This window comes from Parafrankia soli (assembly GCF_001854695.1).
GTDB lineage: Bacteria > Actinomycetota > Actinomycetes > Frankiales > Frankiaceae > Parafrankia > Parafrankia soli.
This window is the reverse complement of sequence record NZ_MAXA01000279.1, coordinates 38848-57403: the sequence shown is the minus strand read 5'-3', so window position 1 is coordinate 57403 and position 18556 is coordinate 38848. Positions and strand designations below refer to the sequence as shown.

Genomic DNA, 18556 nt, shown 5'->3' with positions numbered 1-18556 from the left:
GGGCCGGGGTTCGCCGTCAGGAGACGAGGGCGACGCGGCCGATCTCGGGCAGGCTCTCCTTGATGCGCTTCTCGATCACCGCGGTGACGGTGGCCGAGGCGCTGGAGCAGCCGTTGCAGGCGCCGACAAGCCGGATGTGGACCTCGGCGGTGCCCGGCTCCCCGTTACCCGCGAGCACGGTGACGAGCTGCACGTCGCCGCCGTCGCCCTGCAGGAACGGCCGGATCTCGGCGATGACGTCCTCGACCTGGCCGCGCAGCCGGTCGTCGGCCTCGGCGCGCTCGGGCTCCTCCGGGGTGCCGAACGAGTTGCCGCAGCCGCACGAGCTGGTCGCGTTCGGGTTGGTGAAGGTGAACCCGGAGGAGGTCAGCGACTCGACATAGTCGATCCGCAGCCCCCGCAGGTGCCCCATCATCGACGAGTTGACGAAGACGTCGAACCCGTCGGAGTGGATGACGATGTCGTCGCTCTCGGCTCCTGGGGCGAGCGCCAGGTTGTAGGTGAGGCCGGAACAGCCGCCCGGGTTCACGCCCACACGCAGGCCGAAGCCGGCCGTCTCCGCGCTGCCGCCGAGCAGGGTCCGCACCTGGGCGCGGGCGCGCTCGGTCAGTTCGATGGTGCTCTGGACGAGGGTCATGACCGCGCTACCTCCAGGTCTGTGACGTCGGTGCCGGCGCTGTGGGAGCCGGTGCCGACGGAACGGGTGTGGGCGGGGCGGGCACCGTCGGCGCGCGCCTTCTCCGGGGTGGTCCGCTCCGCGCGGGACTTCTCGGTGCGCGGGTCGGTACGGGCGTGCTCGGCGTCGTGGCGGTGGCCGGAACCGGCGTCGTGGCGGTGGCCGCCGCCGGAGCAGGAGCCGGACTTGCCGCCCTCACCCGAGCAGGAGCCGGGCCGGACGGTGACGGCGAACTCGAACGGGTCGTCGTCCATGAGGTCCGGGTCGAGCAGGTCGACGTCCACCAGTTCGCCCTGCACCAGCTCGGCGCGCACCAGCTCGGCCTCGGCCATCTCGGCCTCCACCTCGTCGAGGTCGATCTCGTCGAGGTCCGTGAAACCGGTGCCGGCGGGGTCGGGGTTCACCGGGACGGCCGCGCGGGCGGCCGCGGTGAGCCGGCCGCCGACGGTGGCGACGGCCTTCTCGATCAGCTCGTAGACCTCGACCGGCTCGATCCCGGCGGCCTCGAGCGCGTCGTACGGCCCCGGGCCGATCTTGCTGCACAGGACGGCGGAGCAGTCGGAGAGCATCTCGATGGTCTTGTCGAGCACCGAGGCGCCGTCCCCGCACTCGGTCGGGCCCTCGCAGTAGCGCTGCACGTCGCGGGTCTGGACGAGCCGGGCCCAGCTGCGGCCGGCCTCGTAGATCCAGAACTCGGAGGCGTGGCCGAAGTGCTGGTTGACCACGCCGCTGCCCTTGGTCGCGACGGCGACCAGGACGACGTCGTCGGGCCTGGTCGCCGGGCCGGCGACGGTCACCGTCTCGCGCTCGGCGCGGGTCTCCTGGCGCCACCGCTCGATCTCGGCGTGGGCGGCGAGGCGGCCTTCCAGGTCGTAGGCGATCTCGCGGCCCTGGTAGGTCTCCGGGGTGAACTCGTCACCGCGGTCCTCGCCGAGCAGGCCGACGGCGTCCGCCCGGCACTGCCGGCAGTGCCGCATCATGTTCATGTCGGCGCCGTCTTCGCCCTCGCAGCGGTCCTGCAGGGCCTTGAGCTGCTGGGGCGTCGGGCCCGGCTGGCCGGCGAGGCCGAACACGGTGCCGTGCTCCGGGGCGGAGACCAGCGGCATCACGTTGTGCAGGAAGGCACCGAGCCCGCGGACGGTCTTCGAGACCTCGACGAGGTGCTCGTCGTTGACCCCCGGGATCATCACCGAGTTGACCTTGGCGAGGATCTTGCGCTCGGCCAGCATGGCGAGGCCCTCGAGCTGGCGCTCGGAGAGGATCTTCGACGCCTCCCGGCCCGTGTACTTCTTGCCCTTGTAAGCGACCCAGGGGTAGATCCGCTCGCCGACCTCGGGGTCGATCATGTTGATCGTGATCGTGACGTGGTCGACGTTCAGCGCGGCGATGCGGTCGACGTGGTCGGGCAGGGTGAGCCCGTTCGTCGACAGGCACAGCTTGATGTCGGGGCAGTCCCGGGCGACCAGTTCCAGGGTGCGGAAGGTGCGCTTCGGGTTGGCGAGCGGGTCGCCGGGGCCRGCGATGCCCAGCACGCTCATCTGCTTGATCTCGCTGGCGACCAGCTTGACCTTGGCGAGCGCGTCCTCGGGGGTGAGCAGGTCGCTGGTGACGCCGGGCCGGCTCTCGTTCGCACAGTCGTACTTGCGGTTGCAGTAGTTGCACTGGATGTTGCAGCCGGGCGCCACCGCCACGTGCATCCGGGCGTAGTACTGGTGCGCCTCGGAGCTGTAGCAGGGGTGGTTGGCGATCTTCTCGGCGATCTCCGGATCGGTGGCCGGAGTGCTGCTGCCGCAGCTCTTCTTGGACGCGCAGCCGCCACCCGGGGCGGGCGCCGCGCCCTGGGCGGGCGAGCCGTTCTGACCAGGGGTGGCCGTCCGACCGGTCAGCAGCTCCGCCGTGGCGGCGGGCAGCACCGGAAGCATGACGGGCTCGTTGTTCACGACAGCCCCTCCTCCTTGTCGGTGGTCCCGCTGGTCACGGCGGCGCTGCTGTCAGCCGCGGAACTTGTGGCATGGGCGGTGGCGGTGGCGGCGGCCCGGCTGGACGGGGAGGTCTCCCGCACCGCGGCCTCGAGCTCGCGCTCGAGGGCGCCGACGACCCGGCCGTTCTCGAACGCGACGGCGTAGACGATGTGCTCCTGCAGGTACAGGCCCACGTTGATGACCTCGCCCCGGGTGCCGGGCTCGACCAGGATCTGGCCGGTCGCGATGTTCGGGTCCGGGAAGGTCCCGTCCTGGCGCAGGGCCTTGGTGGTGGCGACGACGTCACCTACGTCGAAGGTCGACTTCATCGCTGCTGGCCCTTCTCGTCGGTCTGGGTGGTCGCCGGTCGCTCGACCGTGATCTCGGACATGGGGACGAACCCGGCGGGCTCTGGCGCGCGGTCCTTCAGCACCTTGAACAGGCGGTGGTCCAGCGCGGTGGCCGTGGTGAAGGCCTCGTAGGCGCGGACGAGGGCTGCCCGGTAGTCCCGCAGCAGCGCCTCGGGGGACACCTCGGCGTCGGCCCCCTCGTGCAGGCCGGCGATCTCCTCTGCGAAGAAGCGCAGGATGTGCAGCCGGTTGACGGCCACCACCCGCGGGTCGTAGTCGACGTCGAGCAGCTCGAAGTACTGCTCGGCGGTCGAGCAGCGGCGGAACTCCTCGAGCTGGCTGGTGAGCGCGCTCATGCTCCCGCTCCCTTCCCGGTGCCACCGGCGGCGCCGGCGCGCAGCTCGTTCTCCAGCAGCGCGATCTCGGCGTAGGCGTCGTAGGTACGGCGGGCGAGGTCGAGGATGTTCTCCCAGTTGATCGGGAGGTCCTCGGCGAGGTCGTGCAGGTCGAGCTTGAGCTGCGAGGCCTTGCTGTTCAGCTTGCGCAGCCGGGTCGTGACGGCGGCGACATCGGTGCTGGTGCTGGTCTCAGGAGTCATCGCGGGCGACCTCCCTCCACTGCTCGACGAGCTTGGCGGCGGCGGTGACCATGGCCTCGCCACGGGCGGCGAGGTCCTCGAGCGAGTTGAAGCCGAAGCGCTGGACGTCGCGCAGGACGTCGGAGAGCACCACCAGCCGCCCGCCGAAGACGATCACCCGGCCGAAGCCCTCGTGGTTGAGGTCGAGCACGGTGGTGGTGATGACCCCGGTCGCCTTCTCCACCGAGGCGGCGACGGCCTGGTAGAAGGAGCGCACGCGCCCCTCGATGACGGCGTCGATGTCGCAGTTGGAGGCGATCTGCCGCCGCTGCTCGCGGGTCAGGATGAACGGGCCGAGCAGCTGCTCGTCGGGCAGCCGGTCGAGGTTGCCGTAGGTGTCGCCGGCGCGGAGCTGATCGACGAGGTCCCGCAGGAACCCCTCGAGCTGGCCGCCTGCGCTGGGGGCCGGTGTGGTCATGCCGTTCCTCCCATGGTCATCGGGTTCGAGGTGGCGGGGTCTACTGCGGCCTGGCCGGCGCGACCGGCGCGGCGGTGGCCGACGGCGAGGAGGTCGGGGTCCAGGCGGGCGCCACCTGCGGGCTGTGCGCCCGAAGGACCTTGCGCAGCCAGGGCGGCGGGTTGCCCGCGAGCACGCCGACGAACTTGGCGAGCAGGGCGTCGATCTCGGTGCCCACGGGGACCTTCATCGGGTGGATCCGGGCCTTGACGACCTTCGCCGCCGCCGTCCCTCCGATGTCGCAGACGTTGAGGATCGCGCAGTCGACGACCGCCGCGAGCCTCGAGGCGATCTTGTCCTCTTCGTCGTCCTCCGCGGGCCCGAGCTCTCTGGTCTCGAACAGGTGGAAGCCCTCGGGCCCGACCTCGTAGACGTCGAACCGGCGGCACCAGCCGAAGTGCTGGTCCACGGCGTGGCCGTCGCTCGTCGCAAAAGCGATCTTCAACATGGGGACTCCTGGCACAGAACGTCGAGCTGGTCGAACGAGTCGAGCGGATGTTCGCGGACGTCGTGGCGCCCCGGGCGGTGATCGGCCCGGTGATCCGCCTGGTGGTGGTCGAGCAGCCGGTTCGCCGCGTCGACGAGCAGCCGCAGGCTGCCCCCGTACCCGGCGGTCGTGCGCAGCGCCGATCCGAGCCGGTCGTAGATCGGGAATCCGACGGCCAGGTGGGCGGCGCCGATGCGGTCGGCGACCGTGCGGACGTGACTCGACCCGATGAGCAGTTCCGCGCCGCCTTCGAGGGCGCGTTCCTCCAGCTCGGTCAGGTCGCCGATGACGATCTCGTCCCAGGGGGCGGTGGCGAGCACGGGAGCGTCCGTCGGCGACACCGCCGCGACGATCTCCGCGCCGACGTCGTGCAGCAGGGAGCCGACGGCGACCAGCGCCTCGGGCTCCATCGCGAGCGCGATCCGCGCCCCGCCGAGGACGAAGTGGGTGTCGAGCAGGCCGTCCGCCAGCCGGGCGCGGGCCCGCCGCACCTCGGGCGCCGGTCCGCGTCCCGAGTAGGCCATCAGCTCGGTGACCAGCCTGTCCACCGCGGCGAGGCCGCTGAGGTGGTCGTGGTGGATCAGGTCGGCGGCGGTCCGCGCGGCCAGGTCAACCCCGGCCTCCGCGGCGGTCGCGCCGGCGGTGATGATCAGTCCGGCCTCGTCGAGGCGGCGCAGCTGCGCGAGCCCCGTGCCACCGGTCGTCGTCGGCTGCCAGGACGGGGCCARGTGCCCGTCGAGGGAGCCGGAGAGATCCGGGACCAGCACCGGCGCCATCCCGAAGGAGCGGATCAGCGCGCAGAGCTCGTCGAGGTCGGCGGCCGACAGGGACGGCCCGACGAGCACGGCGACCGTCTCGGGCGCGGAACCGGTTCCGGGACCGGAGCGCGAACCCGGGTAATCGTCGGAGTCGGCGTGGTCGAAGGGGACGGTGGTGACCAGCGAGCGCAGCGCGGCCGACCAGCCGTCCGACAGCCCGCCGGCGAAGTCCGGCGTGGACACCCGCACGATCAGCGGCGCGCCCTCGGGCGTGGTGTGGTTCATCATCGCGATGTACTGGCGCACCTGGCCGGCGACGTCCTCGCCGCTGACCTCGGTGACGCCGGTGGTCAGCAGGCCGATGATCCGCGGGTTCTGCTTGGCGCGGATGCCGTCCAGGTTGGCGACGAGGTCGTCGCCGCTACCGAGTACCGCGGACACCTCGGTGACACCGGTGGTCTGCAGCGGGACGGGCTCGTTGAAGTGCCGGGTCAGCAGCGCCTTGGCGAACGAGGCGCAGCCCTTCGACCCGTGCATGACGGGCATCGCCGCGGCGAGGCCGAGGAAGACCAGCGCCCCGCCGAGCGGCTGGCTGAACCGCAGCGGGTCCAGGCCGGGCCGGCGGTCACTCGTGACGACCCTCGCCATCACGCCACCCCCTCGACGTCCCAGGGCGCGGGGGCGCGGACCTGCTCCCACACCGGGTTCGACAGCGCCATGTCGAGGCGGCGGGCCAGCTCGACCGCGCCGCGGTAGCCCGCGTAGGGGATGTGCCGCTCCTGGTTGATGTCGAGGAACGGCAGCCGGCCCTTGAGCGCCGTGTACTGGTTGCGGCCGCCGGCGACGAGGATGTCCGCGCGGGTCTCCTCGGCGATGCGCAGCAGCTCTCGCGGGCTGCCCTCGGAGACGATCCTGGCGTCGGGGCCGAGCAGTTCGCGGATCTTCTCGACGTCGCCGTCGGAGCTCTTGGTGATGCCGTTCGCGACGACCTCGATGCCGAGGTCCTGCAGCGCGGAGACGATCGACCAGCTCTTGACCCCGCCGGTGTAGAGCACCGCGCGCCTGCCGGCGAGCCGCTCACGGTAGGGCTCCAGGGCCAGGTCGACGGCGGTCTGCTCGAGGGCGATGACCTCCTCGGCGCGCCGGGCCAGCTCCGCGCCGCCGAGCAGGCGGGCGAACTCGCGCAGGGTGTCGTTCATCGCGCGGACGCCGTAGAAGCTGCCCTCGAACCAGGGGATGCCGTAGCGATCCTCCAGGCCGCGGGCCAGGCCCAGCAGCGCCCGGGAGCAGACGACCATCGTCGCGCGGGCCCGGTGCGCCGCGGCGACGTCCGCGTAACGCGCGTCGCCGCTGATGCAGGCCCGGACCCGGATGCCCATCTTGGCCAGCACCGGCAGGACGTCCCACAGCTCGCCGGCGATGTTGTACTCGCCGACCAGGTTCACGTCGAGCTCGGTCACGTCGGGCGGCTCGACCGTCCCGATGACGTGCTCGAGCAGGGCCTCGCCGGCGAGGCGGTTGCCCAGGTTCTTGTTGCCGGCGAACCCCGGGGCGTGCACCGGGATGACCGGGACGCCGGTGTGCGCGGCGGCCGCCGCGCAGACGGCGTCGAGGTCGTCGCCGATCATGGCGGTGACGCAGGTCGAGTAGACGAACACCGCCGGCGGGTGGTGCCGGCGGACGGCTTCGAGAATGGTGTCGAACAGGCGCTGCTCGCCGCCGAAGATGACGTCCTGCTCACCGACGTCGCTGGTGAAGCCGCGGCGGTAGAGGTCGGGGCCGGAGGAGAGGCTCCCCCGCCCGTCCCAGGAGTTTCCTGCGCAGGCGATCGGGCCGTGCACGACGTGGGCGCTGTCGACGATCGGAACCAGTGTGATCATCGCACCGTCGAAGGTGCATCCGCCGCTGGTGCCGCCGGGCGCGGGCTTGGGGCACCCGGCCTTGCGCTCCTTGGCGGACTTCTCGCGGTTGTGATCACATGCCGGTTCGGTGAATAGCGTTGCACGGTCAGTGGCGGYCATGGCGATCTCTCGGCTTAGGGAGGGTCGTCCCCTCGGTGAGCTGGGTGAGCGGGCCGTTCGATGGACCAGCAGTTCTTCTGAACCGGGGTGGTGCTGGCGGATGGTGCCGGTGGGATGGTGGCCGGCCGGCTGGGGCGCCGGCCCCGGCAGTGGCGGGGCACCTGCCTCCGCGGCGCGGGGGGCGCGGTCCCAGCGCGCGGGCGGGGGCCCCGGCGGAGCGGGGGCTCGGGGCCGCCAGCCGGCCGACCACTGGGAAGGCCGTGCGCGCCGCCCGGGGGACACCGGACGCTCAGGAGGCGTCCCCCGGACGGGGCCTAGCGCACGGCGTCGTAGCTATGGTCCGGGCTGGTCCGGTCAAGCTCGTCCAGCACGGTGTTCACGAGCTGCGTGAGCAGGTGCAGCCCGCCGGTGTAGCCGACGATCGGGAAGCGGTGCAGGTGGTGCCGGTCGAAGATCGGGAACCCGACCCGCACCAGCGGAACGTTCGCCTCCCGGGAGATGTACTTCAGGTAGGTGCTGCCGATGAGCAGGTCGACCGGCTCGGTGAAGACCAGCGACCGCAGGTGCCACAGGTCCTTCTCCGGCCAGACGGTGGCCGCCTCGCCGAACTTGCTCGCCGAGAGCACCTTCTCCATGCGGGCCTTGAAGGTGGTGTCGGCGTTCGTGCTGAGCACGTGCACCGGGATCATGCCGAGCTCGAGCACGAAGCGGGTCAGCGCCACGACGAGGTCCGGGTCGCCGGCGATGGCGACCCTCTTGCCGTGGAGGTAGGCGTGCGAGTCCGTCAGGGCGTCAACGAGACGGCCGCGCTCGACGGTGAGCTCGGCCGGGATCTCGACGCCCGCCAGCCGGGCGATCTCGGTCAGGAACTGGTCGGTGCCGCGGACCCCGATCGGGGTCTCCAGCACCAGCGTGTCCTGCTTCCACACGTCCCGGATCAGCTCGGTGGTCTTGCGGGTGGCGGACTCCTGCAGCAGCACGGTGGCGCGGCTGAACTTCGCCTTCGCCGCCTCGGCCAGCGGCGTGCCACCGGGGTAGAGGTCGTACTCCCCGTCGGCCGGCGAGTCGAGCGAGTCGGCGTGGTCGCCGAGGATCAGCGGGTCCACGCCCATCAGCTCGAGCACGCGCCGGTACTCGCGGAGGTTACCGGTGTAGGTCTCGAAACCGGGGATGATGTTCAGCCGGGGCTTCCCACCGGTCGCCGGCTCCGTCGCGTCCGCCGACTTCGTCAGGTTCTCAAGGATTCCCTTGAGCATGCTGTCGTACCCGGTGATGTGCGAGCCCACGAAGCTCGGGGTGTGGGCGTAGGGAACCGGGTAGTCGGCGGTGATCACCTCCTTGTCCTTGGCCGCGCCGATGTAGGCGAAGAGGTCCTCACCGATGACCTCGGCCATGCAGGTGGTGCTGACCGCGACCATCTTCGGCTTGTACAGGCTGGTCGCGTTCTCCAGCGCCTCGACCAGGTTGTTCAGGCCGCCGAAGACCGCCGCGTCCTCGGTCATGGACGTGGATGCCGCGGGGACGGGCTCCTTGAAGTGCCGGGCGAAGTGGCTGCGGAAGTACGCGACACAGCCCTGCGAACMGTGCACGAGCGGCAGCGTGCCCTGGAACCCGAGGCCCGCGAGCACCGCACCGAGCGGCTGGCAGGCCTTCGCCGGGTTGACGGTCAGCGCCTCCCGGGCGAAGTTCTTCTCCCGGTACTCCCAGCCGCGGGTCCACTCGAGGACGCGGGAAACCTCGGCGGATTCACTGCCGTTCTCGAACTCGGCCTTGCCCTCGAACTGCTTCTGGTAGACCTCGTCCTTGAACAGCTCGCTGTGGTCGAGGACCCGCAACGGAATGGAACTGCCTGTCTCGGGAGTCGTCGTCACCGGACATCCTCCTTTCTACCGTGACTGATGGCCGCCGGCGATCGCCGGCGGAGACCGGAAAATCCGGTCAGAACACCTCTCCGGCCTTCGACCAGGGGGTCTCCATGAGGTCCCAGGTCGGGCTGTTGATCGCGATGTCCATGTCGCGGGCGAAGACCGCGAAGCCGTCGACGCCGTGGTACGGCCCGGAGTAGTCCCAGGAGTGCATCTGGCGGAAGGGGATGCCCATCTTGTGGAAGACGTACTTCTCCTTGACGCCCGCACCCATGAGGTCCGGCTTGAGCCGCTTGGCGAACTCCTCCAGCTCGAACGCCGTCGGGTCGTCGTAGAGCACGACGCCTTCCTTGAGCTCGGCGTACGTGCGGGTGTAGTCGTCCTTGTGCGCGAACTCGTAACCGGTACCGACGACCTCCATGCCGAGGTCCTCGTAGGCGCCGATGGTGTGGCGGGGGCGCAGACCGCCGACGGCGAGCATGACGCGCTTGCCGTCGAGACGCGGCTTGAAGGCCGCCGTGATCTCGTCGAAGCGCTTCTGGTAACGCGCGATCGCGGCCTCGGTCTTCGCCTGGATCGTCTCGTCGAACTTGGCCGCGATGGCCCGCATCGAGTTGACGATCTTGGTCGGCCCGAAGAAGTTGAACTCGATCCACGGAGTGCCGTAACGCTCCTCCATGGTGGTGCAGATGTAGTTCATGGAGCGGTAGCAGTGGATCAGGTTCAGCTTCGACAGGTGCGTCGAGGCCATCTCGTTCAGCGTGCCGTCGCCGGACCACTGGGCGATGACGCGCAGGCCCATGTCCTCGAGGATCCGCCGGGACGCCCAGGCGTCGCCGCCGATGTTGTAGTCGCCGATGAGCGCGACGTCGTACGGGGTCTCCTTGAACGACTCGCCGCCGGTGYCGAGCACGTGGTCGCGGACCGCGTCGTTGGCGATGTGGTGGCCGAGCGACTGGCTCACACCGCGGAAGCCCTCACAGCGGACCGGGATGACCGGCTTGCCAAGCTTCTTCGACGCCGTGCGGGAAACCGCCTCGATGTCGTCGCCGATCAGACCGATCGGGCACTCGGACTGGACCGAGATGCCCTTGGCCAGCGGGAAGAGCTCGTTGATCTCGTCGCAGACCTGCTCCAGCTTGGGGTCACCGCCGAAGACGATGTCCTTCTCCTGGAAGTCCGTGGTGATCTGCATCGCGGTGAAGTTGGTGACACCCCACGGACCGCGGGCGTAGTTGCGCCGGGTGGCCCAGGAGTACTGGCCGCAGCCGACCGGGCCGTGGCTGATCGTGACCAGGTCCTTCACCGGGCCCCACACCACGCCCTTGGAACCGGCGTAGGCACAGCCACGGATCGTCATGACCCCGGGGCGGGACTTGATGTTGGACTTGACCTCGCACTCCTTCGACCCCTCGGGGTCGTTGGCCTTGAGGTGCTTGGCCCGGAACTTGGCCGCCTTCTGGGGGTACTGCTCCAGGACCTCGGCGATCATCGCCTCGGTCTCGGCCCGCTGCGGAGCCGGAGTCGTCGTCATGATCGGGACCTCATCCTCGACAGTGTCAGAGCAGGTGGCCGGAGCCTCAGGCGACGGTCGCGTTGGCCTTCTGGCCGATGATCGACTCGTCTTCCTGCTCCATGATCCCGAACTCGATCAGCAGCTCCTCGAGCTCGTCCATGCTGATCGGGGTGGGGATGGTCTTCATGTCGTTCTCGTCGATCTTCTTGGCCAGCTGGCGGTACTCGTTGGCCTGGCTGTTCTCGGGGTCGTACTCGATGACCGTCATCCGGCGCAGCTCGGCGTGCTGCACGACGTTGTTACGCGGGATGAAGTGGATCATCTGGGTGTTGAGACGGCGGGCGAGCTCGATGATCAGCTCGTCCTCGCGGTCGGTGTTACGGCTGTTGCAGATGAGCCCACCGAGACGCACGCCACCGGAGTGCGCGTACTTGAGGACACCGCGGGCGATGTTGTTCGCGGCGTACATCGCCATCATCTCGCCGGAGGTCACGATGTAGATCTCCTGGGCCTTGCCCTGGCGGATCGGCATCGCGAAGCCACCGCAGACAACGTCACCGAGGACGTCGTAGGTGACGAAGTCGAGGTTCTCGTAGGCGCCGGCCTCCTCCAGGTAGGTGATGGAGGTGATGACGCCACGGCCGGCGCAGCCCACGCCCGGCTCCGGGCCACCGGACTCGACGCACTTGATGCCCCACTGGCCCTCGACCAGGACCTCGTCCAGCTCCAGGTCCTCGACCGAGCCCTTCTCCGCCGCGAGCTGGATGACGGACGTCTGGGCCTTCGAGTGCAGGATGAGGCGGGTCGAGTCAGCCTTGGGGTCGCAGCCGACGATCATGACGCGACGGCCCATCTCGGCCATGGCAGCCATGGTGTTCTGCTGGGTGGTGGACTTGCCAATACCACCCTTGCCGTAGAACGCGATCTGGCGCATTGCATTCTCCTCCTGGAGCTGCGTACGCACGCACGGTTTCGTGCAGTGCGTCCCGCGGTTCGGAAATCGGTTGCGGTCGTGGCCCCGCGAACCGACTGGGCGCTGGTAGCTCGCCCTCCCGGCTTGCCGCGATATGTAGAAACCGTAGGAGGGATTCATTTCGGACGCATGTACGTCGGTAACCGCTCCGTTAACAAGAAATCGACCCCACGGGGTGCTACCTCACCACTCAGGAAAGCCTGAAGGATAATTCCGAGGATAAGTTTTTGATGCGATTCCTGGGCCGCCCCGCGACCTGCACGTGCGGCGGCACGGGCCGCGGCGGAAGGCGCGGCACAGGCCCACCGGGGGCACCCCCACTCGGCGGCCGATCCGGTTTCAGCCGGGTCAGCGGGCCGTTAATCAGGAGTGTCCTCCCTGGTGACCGCCCCCGATATACCGGCTCTGGTGTGACGTACAACACCGAATCACGGGCCCTGAGTGCTCGGTCACCCCCGCACCTGCGCCCGGCGAGGCCATACATATCCGTGTTTGCGGAACTCTACCACCAGATTTTGCCGCGTTCGCGGTTGACTATCGTCCTAATTGCGGGTAACGGGGGTCGCGGGCCCCTCCCGAGCGCCCTCGGCAGGGCTCCCCCGGAAGCGGGCCGGCCGCGCCTTTACGTTTCCGAAACCACCCGTGCCGGTCCTGTCTGGACCAGGTCCGAGAGGTCGGATAGCGTTGCCTCGCGCACACGGGATAAAAGCACCGGTCAACACCCGGCAAACAGCACCCAGCAAACAGCTCGGTCCCATCAGCAGCGGTACCGAAAGCCAGGACGGTAGGAAGTGACGGAAGCTCAGGCCGTCGACGCCTGGACCGGCTCGCCCATCACATGGGAAGAACTGCGCACCGCGGTCGTCGGCAACAACGGTGTCTATCGGATCGACATGGCAGTCCTGCGCGAGATCGGCGGCTACGGCCGGCTCGGCACCAATGTACGGCAGATCCTCAGCCGGAAACTCGCGGGAGTGGGCCTCGGCCACCTCCCCGCCGAGCTGCCGTCCTACCAGGACAAGCAGGTTCTCCTGTACCAGTACGGCACCCCGGCGGCGGAGATCGTCGACGCGCTCAGCGAGGGTGCGACCGACGGCGCGGAGTCCGCGCTGCTCCGGTTGAACTCCTCGCAGGACCTCGCCAAGGTGCGGGACGCCTCGATCAAGGCGGTCGAGCTCCTGTCGATCCTCAGCGAGCGGTGCAAGGACTGCCAGGGTCCGCTGCACTGACGCCGGCCGCCCGCGGTAGGGCGGGGCAGGGCACCCGGGCTCCCCCGGAGGTCCGCTCCCGGTCCCTCGGTCAGCATCGGAAGGTCACGACCCGAGCGTGACGTCCGCCGGACGGGTCGGAAGGGCCGGATCGGCCCGTCCGGCCGGGAGGACCTTCCCGCCCCGTATGCACGCGCGGCACACCCGCGCACACGAGCACGTCACCCGCAGCCGCAGCCGCAGACCGTTCCGGTCGCCTGTCGGCACCGCCGCCCACCGCCTCGCCTGTCGGCACCACCGGCCAGCCGCTCGGCCCGCGTCTCCGGACCCTTCCGGAAACCTCATTCCGCTTTCCGCCGCGACGGCGCTGTTCCGCCGGCGGGCTGTCAGCCGAGCGACGAAGCTAGACCGCACCCCCCTTTTTGCTGCATAGTGCGCCGAGCGGGAATGTTGGCGAACGGGGGGGCGGATGGCACTGGGTACAGAAAGTTCCGGTTCGAATACGGCTCCGGATAGCACACGCGCGCCTTCGGCGGGGCTCGGTATCGCCGTCGCGTTGTTGACCGGAGTGGCGGTCACACTGGCGCTGGCGGTCTACTCGAAGACCCACGACCCCGCCCGTCGGCCGCTGTTCACCCTGGGTTTCTCCGGCATGCTGCCGATGAAGGCCTGGCTCACCACGGCCGCGGCCGTCCTCCTGTTCATCCAGCTCACGACCGCCCTGTGGATGTGGGGACGGCTGCCCGGAGCCGGCCGGGCACCCGGTTGGACGGCACCCGTCCACCGCTGGAGCGGCACGGTCGCGTTCGTGCTGACGCTGCCCGTCGCCTTCCACTGCATCTGGGCCCTCGGATTCGCCAGCAGCGATTCTCGCGTGCTCGTGCACAGCCTCGCGGGGTGTGTCTTCTACGGCGCCTACGCGGCGAAAATGCTCGGCCTGCGGACGCGAAAACTCCCGGGATGGGCACTGCCGGTACTGGGATCGGCGGTTCTCCTCTCCCTCGTCGTGCTCTGGCTGAGCGCGTCGCTGTGGTTTTTCACCCGTACCGACATCCCGAAATTCTGAGGAAGGCCGGCATGACGCAGGAAGCTCCGACCCGGCGCGTGGTCGTACCCGGCCTCATCGTGACCGCGGCGGGTGCCGCCGCCGGCTATGTGGTGGCCTCGGGCAGTAGCGCGGCCGACCCCAAGCCGCCCGCCGCCGAGGCCAACGCGGTGGGGACGGCCGCGGGCGGGGGCGACACCGCGACGCCGCTGGCCAACCTCGCCGACATCCCCGCGAACGGCGGCCTGGTCCTCGAGGACGCCAGCATGGTCCTGACCCGGGACGGCGGGAACGGCGTCAAGGCGTTCACATCCGTCTGCACGCACCAGGGCTGCAACGTCAGCTCGGTCGAGGGGGGGAAGATCATCTGCCCGTGCCACGGCAGCAAGTTCGACGCGCAGACCGGTGCTCCCGTCGCCGGGCCGGCCGGCGAGCCRCTCGCGCCGATCCCGGTGACCGTGCGCGACGACGCTGTCTTCCGCGGCTGAGAAGGGGGAGAACATGGACCTGAGCACCATCCGGGTGACCACGGCCACGGGAACGGTCGAGCTGACCCCGGACCGGTCCTACGTGATCGGCCGCAGCCGCGAGGCGGACATCACCGTCCAGGACACGAAGGTCTCCCGCCGGCACGTCGAGCTCGCCCCGGGCCCGGACGGCTGGACGGCGCGTGACCTGAGCACCAACGGCGTCTGGAGCGAGGGGGCGCGGGCGAAGCAGTTCGCCGTCGACGGCGAGATCCGCATCCGGCTGGGCGGGCTGAGTGGTCCGGAGGTCCTGCTCCGGGCGTTCCGGCCGGTCCAGCGCCCGCCGGCCGCGGCGCCGCGGCCGAAGCTCGACAACGCCGATGCCGAGACCATGCTGGCCGGGCAGGGCCGCCGGCCGGTCCCCGGGCAGGCCGCGCCGCCCGTCCCGGCCGCTCGGACGCCTGAACCAGTGGGTGCCGGGGCCGGCTCCGCCGGGGCCGGGGCCAGCGCTGGTGGCGGGGCTGGAGCTGGTGGCGGGGCCGCGCCGAGGCCCGCCCTGGGCGGTTGGCTGCGCGCGCTGCCGACCCTGGTCTGGCTCGCCGCCGTGGGATTCGCCCTCGGCGCCCTGGTCGCCCTCTCCTGACACCCGGCCGTCCTGCCGCGCCGGCGGCACCGTGCCGGCACGGCAGGATGGGAGCCGTGGTCACCGTCAGCCCGGAGCGGTTCGAGGAACTGGTCGTCGCCGCGTTGGACAGCCTGCCGCCCGAGCTGGGACGACGGATGCGCAACGTCGCCGTCCTCGTCGAGGACGACTCCGCGGACGGCCTGCTGGGCCTCTACGAGGGAATCCCCCTCACCGAGCGGGGCGACTGGTACAGCGGCGTGCTCCCCGACCGCATCACGATCTACCGCAACCCGATCTGCGCCATGAGCGCCACAGAGGCGGACGTCGTGCGTGAGGTGCGGATCACCGTCATCCACGAGATCGCGCACCACTTCGGTATAGGCGACGACCGCCTGGACGAACTCGGCTGGCACTGAACCACCCGGAACCGGTGGTCARCACCACCCGGAACGGTCAGCTTTCTCCCGGGAACGGGGGCGGGTCCTCCGAGCGCCTGCGCCGCCCGCTCAGCGAGGCCGCGACCTCCTCCAGAAGATGGTCGCGGGCGGCATCCCGGTCGTCCCGCAGTCTGGTCAGGTCGATCGGCGTGATGCCCTTGAGCAGGCCGTCCGGGTAGCACGGCCGGACCACCACCGGGATCAACCGACGCTCGACCCCGCCTTCCCCGCCCTTGCCGCCTCCGTCGCCGGCCGAGTTGTTCCCGGCGCCGGTGCCATCGCCCTCCCAGGCTGCCTGCCACTGGGCCTGGATCTCCCTGGCCGCGGTCAGGTAGTTCTCGCTCAGCACCGCGATCGTCCGGGTCGAGTACCGGACCGCGTCGTGCCACTCCGCGACGCGTCCCCTGCCCGCCACCATGTCGAAGGCGTCCAGGTGCACCTTGTACTTCGCGGTCTGGAGCTGATGGGCGATCCACTGGCCCCAGTCCTCGTCGGCGGCCGTGCACGAGATCAGGAAGTCCCACCTGCCGGTCGTCGCCTCGGGCACGGACAGCTGTTCGACCGCCATCAGACGGGCCTCCTCCCCCGAACCGGCCGCGCGGGCCGCGTCGGCGTTCCCGCGCCCCGCGATCCACGCGACGCCCTTGTACTTCTCCGTCTTGACCTCGACTCGCACGAAGTCGTCCGGGTCGAGCCCGCGCAGCCGCTCACTGACCGTCGACTGGTAGATCGCGTCCGAGACGATCAGTGCGGTGTCCAGGGCGTCGGACTTCCTGAGGACTTCGCGCAGTTCGTCGGCGTCGACCAGCCTCGCCGTGTTGATCGCGGGCGTGCCGGCAAGGCCCGTGCCGTCCACGAACGCCCGGCCCTCGTGCACCGCGATGCGCAGCCGGATCCGGCCGGTGCTGTTGCGGGTGCTGTTGTATCTGCCGAGGTCGATCCGAAGCTCCCGGGTGAAGTCGGCGACCACCGTCTCGGCGGGTATCCGGCCGTCGACGATCAGCATGAATCCGTCACCGCGGTCGTTGAAGTGCATGAACTCCGCCGGAATACCCGCGGCGGACGCCGCCCGCGCCGTGACGGCGCTGATGCCCCTGCGCCACTCCAGATGGACGAGCGCGCCGTTCTTGCTGAAGCTCACCGCGTCGACCACGACGATCGTCCCCAGGACTGAGAGCGGACCGGGTGAGTCGGACGTGCCGGAACTCCCGAAGGGGTCGGCGACGCGACCACTCCTGGCGGAGGTGCCCGTCACAGCGGCGGCGCTCCCGACCGCGGCCGGGGAGCTGGACGACAGGGCTCCCACCGAGCGGCGGAAGACGTCGTTAGCGGGATACTCCTCGGCCGCGACGGCCAGGATGCGGTCGGCGGCATCCGGCCCGCCCCATCCCGACGCGACCTGCTCACCCACCGCTTGCCAGAAGTCCCGGGAGGTGGTGCTGTCCCAGCTGGGATGGCGTTCGCGGTCGATACCCGCGAGCGCCAACAGCAATGTCGCGGAACGCTGCCGATGGTAGACCCTCGCCAGTTCACCCAGCTCGGATTCGGAAAAGGACCTGGCCATGGACTCCCCCGTCCGGCTCGTGCATCGTATGCCGGTGCCTGCTGCATTCCGACGCCCACGCGGACCCTCCGGGCTACCCGCCGAACGGCGTCGACCACAATAGTAGTGCGCCGACGCGGGCGATCCGGCGCCGTACCTCGGTGCGGCGCAGCGTCGAGGATGCGACAGTCACATCGCGGATCGTCTGGCGCCCCGGAAATCGGCGCGTGCTGACGACCGGTGACGGCGGTACTGGCGAATGGGAGGCACTCCGAATGCGACGCGAGCCGAGAAGCCTTCGAAATACGGGATCGCTGGCGGTCGTTCTGTTCGCCGGCCTCGCATTCGCCCTGACGGGCTGCGGCGGCGGGAGCGCCACACCCGGGGTCGATGGCCCCGTCGGCGCGGCGGCGGTTCCGCCGCCGGGCACGGAACACCGCGGCAACGCCGGCGGCTCGGATCCAGGTGACTCGCGTCCGGGCGGGACGGGGGCCGCCGCCGGCGGGCCGCCGTCCGCGGGCGGGCCGGTCGTGGCCGGGGTGGCGGTCGACGGGGCGTGGCGGGGAAGCTATGCCTGTGCTCAGGGAACCACCGGTCTGTCGCTGCGGATCGCGGGGACCGGCCCGGCCGCGCTCACCGCGACCTTCGACTTCTACCCGCTGCCGGAGAACCCCACTGTTCCCCGTGGCTCGTTCACCATGACCGGTTCCGTTCAGGGCGGTCAGATAAGGCTCGACGGTCACGAATGGGTCAGTCGCCCCGCCGGCTACGAGATGGTGAATCTCACGGGCACCCCGAGGGCCGGCACGCCCGACCGCGTCGAAGGCAGCGTCCGCGGGGTGGGCGGATGCACGGGATTCTCAGTCGAACGCGCTACCCCCGCGGAGAGCTGACGTCCCATTTCGGTGCGTTCACGGGCAGGATCGGTATGTGCGGACACGTCGGGCAGCGGAGGGCGACTGGCCGGCCATCTGGCCGGTCTGGGAGGCCGTCGTCGCCGAGGGTGAGACGTGCATGTGGGCACCGGGCACCGACGAGCGGAGCGCGCGGGGCCTGTGGATGTTGCCGGCACCCGCGCACGTGCTGGTGATGGAGGTCGAGGACGGCCCCGGTTCGACCCGCATCGTCGCGACGGCGCTGCTCACACCCAGCCAGCCGGGCCTGGGTGACCACGTGGCGCTGGCCCAGCTGCTGGTCGACCCGACCGTGGTCAACTTCGGCGGGGGCGCGTTCGGCCCCGGCGGCTACGGGACCGACCTGGCCAGCAGCCGCGGGATCGGCCGGGCGGCCGCCGAGGGCATGGTCGACTACGCCGCCGACCTCGGCTACCGCGCGATGCAGCTCAACTCGGTGGTCGCCGCGAACACCCGGCTGGTGGCGCTGTGGAGATCACTGGCGTTCCGGGTGATCGGCACCCTGCCCGCCGCGTACCGCCACCCGTGGCACGGCGACGTGGACCTCTACGTCATGCACCGCTTCCTCCCACCCGGCAACCCCGCGCCCCGCGTACTCGCCTGAGCGGCCTGAGCG

General features: G+C 70.4%; 20 protein-coding genes. 7 read left to right on the top strand and 13 right to left on the bottom strand.

From position 1 onward, the window contains the following. Positions 1-16 precede the first annotated feature (16 nt). The 12 genes from BBK14_RS33405 to nifH all read right to left on the bottom strand — a co-directional run bounded on the left by BBK14_RS33405 (position 17) and on the right by nifH (position 11662). The gene (locus BBK14_RS33405; protein WP_071067121.1) at positions 17-637 is read right to left on the bottom strand and encodes an iron-sulfur cluster assembly accessory protein; all 621 of its coding nucleotides are present in this window, start codon (positions 635-637) and stop codon (positions 17-19) included. Next, entirely contained in the window at positions 634-2616 is a 1983-nt protein-coding gene (gene nifB / locus BBK14_RS33400) for a nitrogenase cofactor biosynthesis protein NifB (RefSeq protein WP_071067120.1), read from the bottom strand. The genes BBK14_RS33405 and nifB overlap by 4 nt, the downstream gene beginning before the upstream one ends. Further along, a complete protein-coding gene (locus BBK14_RS33395) occupies positions 2613-2966 on the bottom strand; it encodes a nitrogen fixation protein NifZ (RefSeq protein ID WP_071067119.1) in 354 nt (117 codons plus the stop codon). Before BBK14_RS33395 ends, nifB begins: the two co-directional genes overlap by 4 nt. Further along, a complete protein-coding gene (nifW, locus tag BBK14_RS33390; RefSeq protein ID WP_071067118.1) occupies positions 2963-3343 on the bottom strand; it encodes a nitrogenase-stabilizing/protective protein NifW in 381 nt (126 codons plus the stop codon). Before nifW ends, BBK14_RS33395 begins: the two co-directional genes overlap by 4 nt. Next, positions 3340-3585: a CCE_0567 family metalloprotein gene (locus BBK14_RS33385; protein ID WP_071067117.1), complete on the bottom strand. Its 246-nt coding sequence runs from the start codon at positions 3583-3585 to the stop codon at positions 3340-3342. The genes nifW and BBK14_RS33385 overlap by 4 nt, the downstream gene beginning before the upstream one ends. Next, entirely contained in the window at positions 3575-4042 is a 468-nt protein-coding gene (locus tag BBK14_RS33380) for a NifX-associated nitrogen fixation protein (RefSeq protein WP_071067116.1), read from the bottom strand. Before BBK14_RS33380 ends, BBK14_RS33385 begins: the two co-directional genes overlap by 11 nt. Positions 4043-4082: 40 nt before the next feature. Further along, a complete protein-coding gene (gene nifX, locus BBK14_RS33375) occupies positions 4083-4529 on the bottom strand; it encodes a nitrogen fixation protein NifX (protein WP_071067115.1) in 447 nt (148 codons plus the stop codon). Beyond that, a complete protein-coding gene (gene nifN / locus BBK14_RS33370) occupies positions 4523-5974 on the bottom strand; it encodes a nitrogenase iron-molybdenum cofactor biosynthesis protein NifN (protein WP_071067114.1) in 1452 nt (483 codons plus the stop codon). The genes nifX and nifN overlap by 7 nt, the downstream gene beginning before the upstream one ends. Beyond that, on the bottom strand, positions 5974-7347 hold the full coding sequence (nifE, locus tag BBK14_RS33365) for a nitrogenase iron-molybdenum cofactor biosynthesis protein NifE (RefSeq protein ID WP_071067113.1): 1374 nt from the start codon (positions 7345-7347) through the stop codon (positions 5974-5976). Before nifE ends, nifN begins: the two co-directional genes overlap by 1 nt. A gap of 314 nt (positions 7348-7661) precedes the next feature. Then, positions 7662-9218 (bottom strand): nitrogenase molybdenum-iron protein subunit beta, encoded by a 1557-nt coding sequence (nifK, locus tag BBK14_RS33360; RefSeq protein WP_071067112.1) that lies wholly within the window; start codon positions 9216-9218, stop codon positions 7662-7664. A gap of 67 nt (positions 9219-9285) precedes the next feature. Further along, entirely contained in the window at positions 9286-10746 is a 1461-nt protein-coding gene (nifD, locus tag BBK14_RS33355; RefSeq protein WP_071067111.1) for a nitrogenase molybdenum-iron protein alpha chain, read from the bottom strand. 46 nt (positions 10747-10792) lie between these two features. Continuing rightward, positions 10793-11662, bottom strand: a complete 870-nt coding sequence (nifH, locus tag BBK14_RS33350; protein ID WP_020464282.1) for a nitrogenase iron protein — start codon at positions 11660-11662, stop codon at positions 10793-10795. An 830-nt stretch (positions 11663-12492) separates the two neighbouring features. On the opposite strand from nifH, the gene BBK14_RS33345 reads away from it, so the two are divergent. The 5 genes from BBK14_RS33345 (at position 12493) to BBK14_RS33325 (ending at position 15462) form a co-directional block, all read left to right on the top strand. Then, a complete protein-coding gene (locus BBK14_RS33345) occupies positions 12493-12930 on the top strand; it encodes a hypothetical protein (protein WP_018501672.1) in 438 nt (145 codons plus the stop codon). Between the two features lie 448 nt (positions 12931-13378). Beyond that, positions 13379-13975, top strand: a complete 597-nt coding sequence (locus BBK14_RS33340) for a DUF6529 family protein (protein ID WP_071067110.1) — start codon at positions 13379-13381, stop codon at positions 13973-13975. 11 nt (positions 13976-13986) lie between these two features. Beyond that, entirely contained in the window at positions 13987-14442 is a 456-nt protein-coding gene (locus BBK14_RS33335; RefSeq protein ID WP_071067109.1) for a Rieske (2Fe-2S) protein, read from the top strand. A 13-nt stretch (positions 14443-14455) separates the two neighbouring features. Next, entirely contained in the window at positions 14456-15064 is a 609-nt protein-coding gene (locus BBK14_RS33330; protein ID WP_071067108.1) for an FHA domain-containing protein, read from the top strand. A 56-nt stretch (positions 15065-15120) separates the two neighbouring features. Further along, a complete protein-coding gene (locus BBK14_RS33325; protein ID WP_020464286.1) occupies positions 15121-15462 on the top strand; it encodes a metallopeptidase family protein in 342 nt (113 codons plus the stop codon). Positions 15463-15499: 37 nt separating this feature from the next. Here the strand turns inward: BBK14_RS33325 and BBK14_RS33320 are convergent, their stop codons facing one another. Next, the gene (locus BBK14_RS33320) at positions 15500-17047 is read right to left on the bottom strand and encodes a toll/interleukin-1 receptor domain-containing protein (protein WP_071067107.1); all 1548 of its coding nucleotides are present in this window, start codon (positions 17045-17047) and stop codon (positions 15500-15502) included. A gap of 254 nt (positions 17048-17301) precedes the next feature. On the opposite strand from BBK14_RS33320, the gene BBK14_RS33315 reads away from it, so the two are divergent. Both BBK14_RS33315 and BBK14_RS33310 read left to right on the top strand, forming a co-directional pair. Continuing rightward, a complete protein-coding gene (locus BBK14_RS33315; protein WP_071067142.1) occupies positions 17302-17919 on the top strand; it encodes a hypothetical protein in 618 nt (205 codons plus the stop codon). A 37-nt stretch (positions 17920-17956) separates the two neighbouring features. Further along, positions 17957-18544, top strand: coding sequence for a GNAT family N-acetyltransferase (locus BBK14_RS33310; RefSeq protein ID WP_071067106.1), 588 nt, complete (start codon positions 17957-17959; stop codon positions 18542-18544). The last annotated feature ends 12 nt before the right edge of the window (positions 18545-18556 follow it).

Coding starts and splice junctions, on each gene's coding strand:
- BBK14_RS33405 (WP_071067121.1), bottom strand. CDS start 637: ATGACCCTCGTCCAGAGCACCATCGAACTGACCGAGCGCGCCCGCGCC.
- BBK14_RS33395 (WP_071067119.1), bottom strand. CDS start 2,966: ATGAAGTCGACCTTCGACGTAGGTGACGTCGTCGCCACCACCAAGGCC.
- nifW (WP_071067118.1), bottom strand. CDS start 3,343: ATGAGCGCGCTCACCAGCCAGCTCGAGGAGTTCCGCCGCTGCTCGACC.
- BBK14_RS33385 (WP_071067117.1), bottom strand. CDS start 3,585: ATGACTCCTGAGACCAGCACCAGCACCGATGTCGCCGCCGTCACGACC.
- BBK14_RS33380 (WP_071067116.1), bottom strand. CDS start 4,042: ATGACCACACCGGCCCCCAGCGCAGGCGGCCAGCTCGAGGGGTTCCTG.
- nifX (WP_071067115.1), bottom strand. CDS start 4,529: ATGTTGAAGATCGCTTTTGCGACGAGCGACGGCCACGCCGTGGACCAG.
- nifH (WP_020464282.1), bottom strand. CDS start 11,662: ATGCGCCAGATCGCGTTCTACGGCAAGGGTGGTATTGGCAAGTCCACC.
- BBK14_RS33340 (WP_071067110.1), top strand. CDS start 13,379: ATGGCACTGGGTACAGAAAGTTCCGGTTCGAATACGGCTCCGGATAGC.
- BBK14_RS33330 (WP_071067108.1), top strand. CDS start 14,456: ATGGACCTGAGCACCATCCGGGTGACCACGGCCACGGGAACGGTCGAG.
- BBK14_RS33320 (WP_071067107.1), bottom strand. CDS start 17,047: ATGGCCAGGTCCTTTTCCGAATCCGAGCTGGGTGAACTGGCGAGGGTC.
- BBK14_RS33315 (WP_071067142.1), top strand. CDS start 17,302: ATGCGACGCGAGCCGAGAAGCCTTCGAAATACGGGATCGCTGGCGGTC.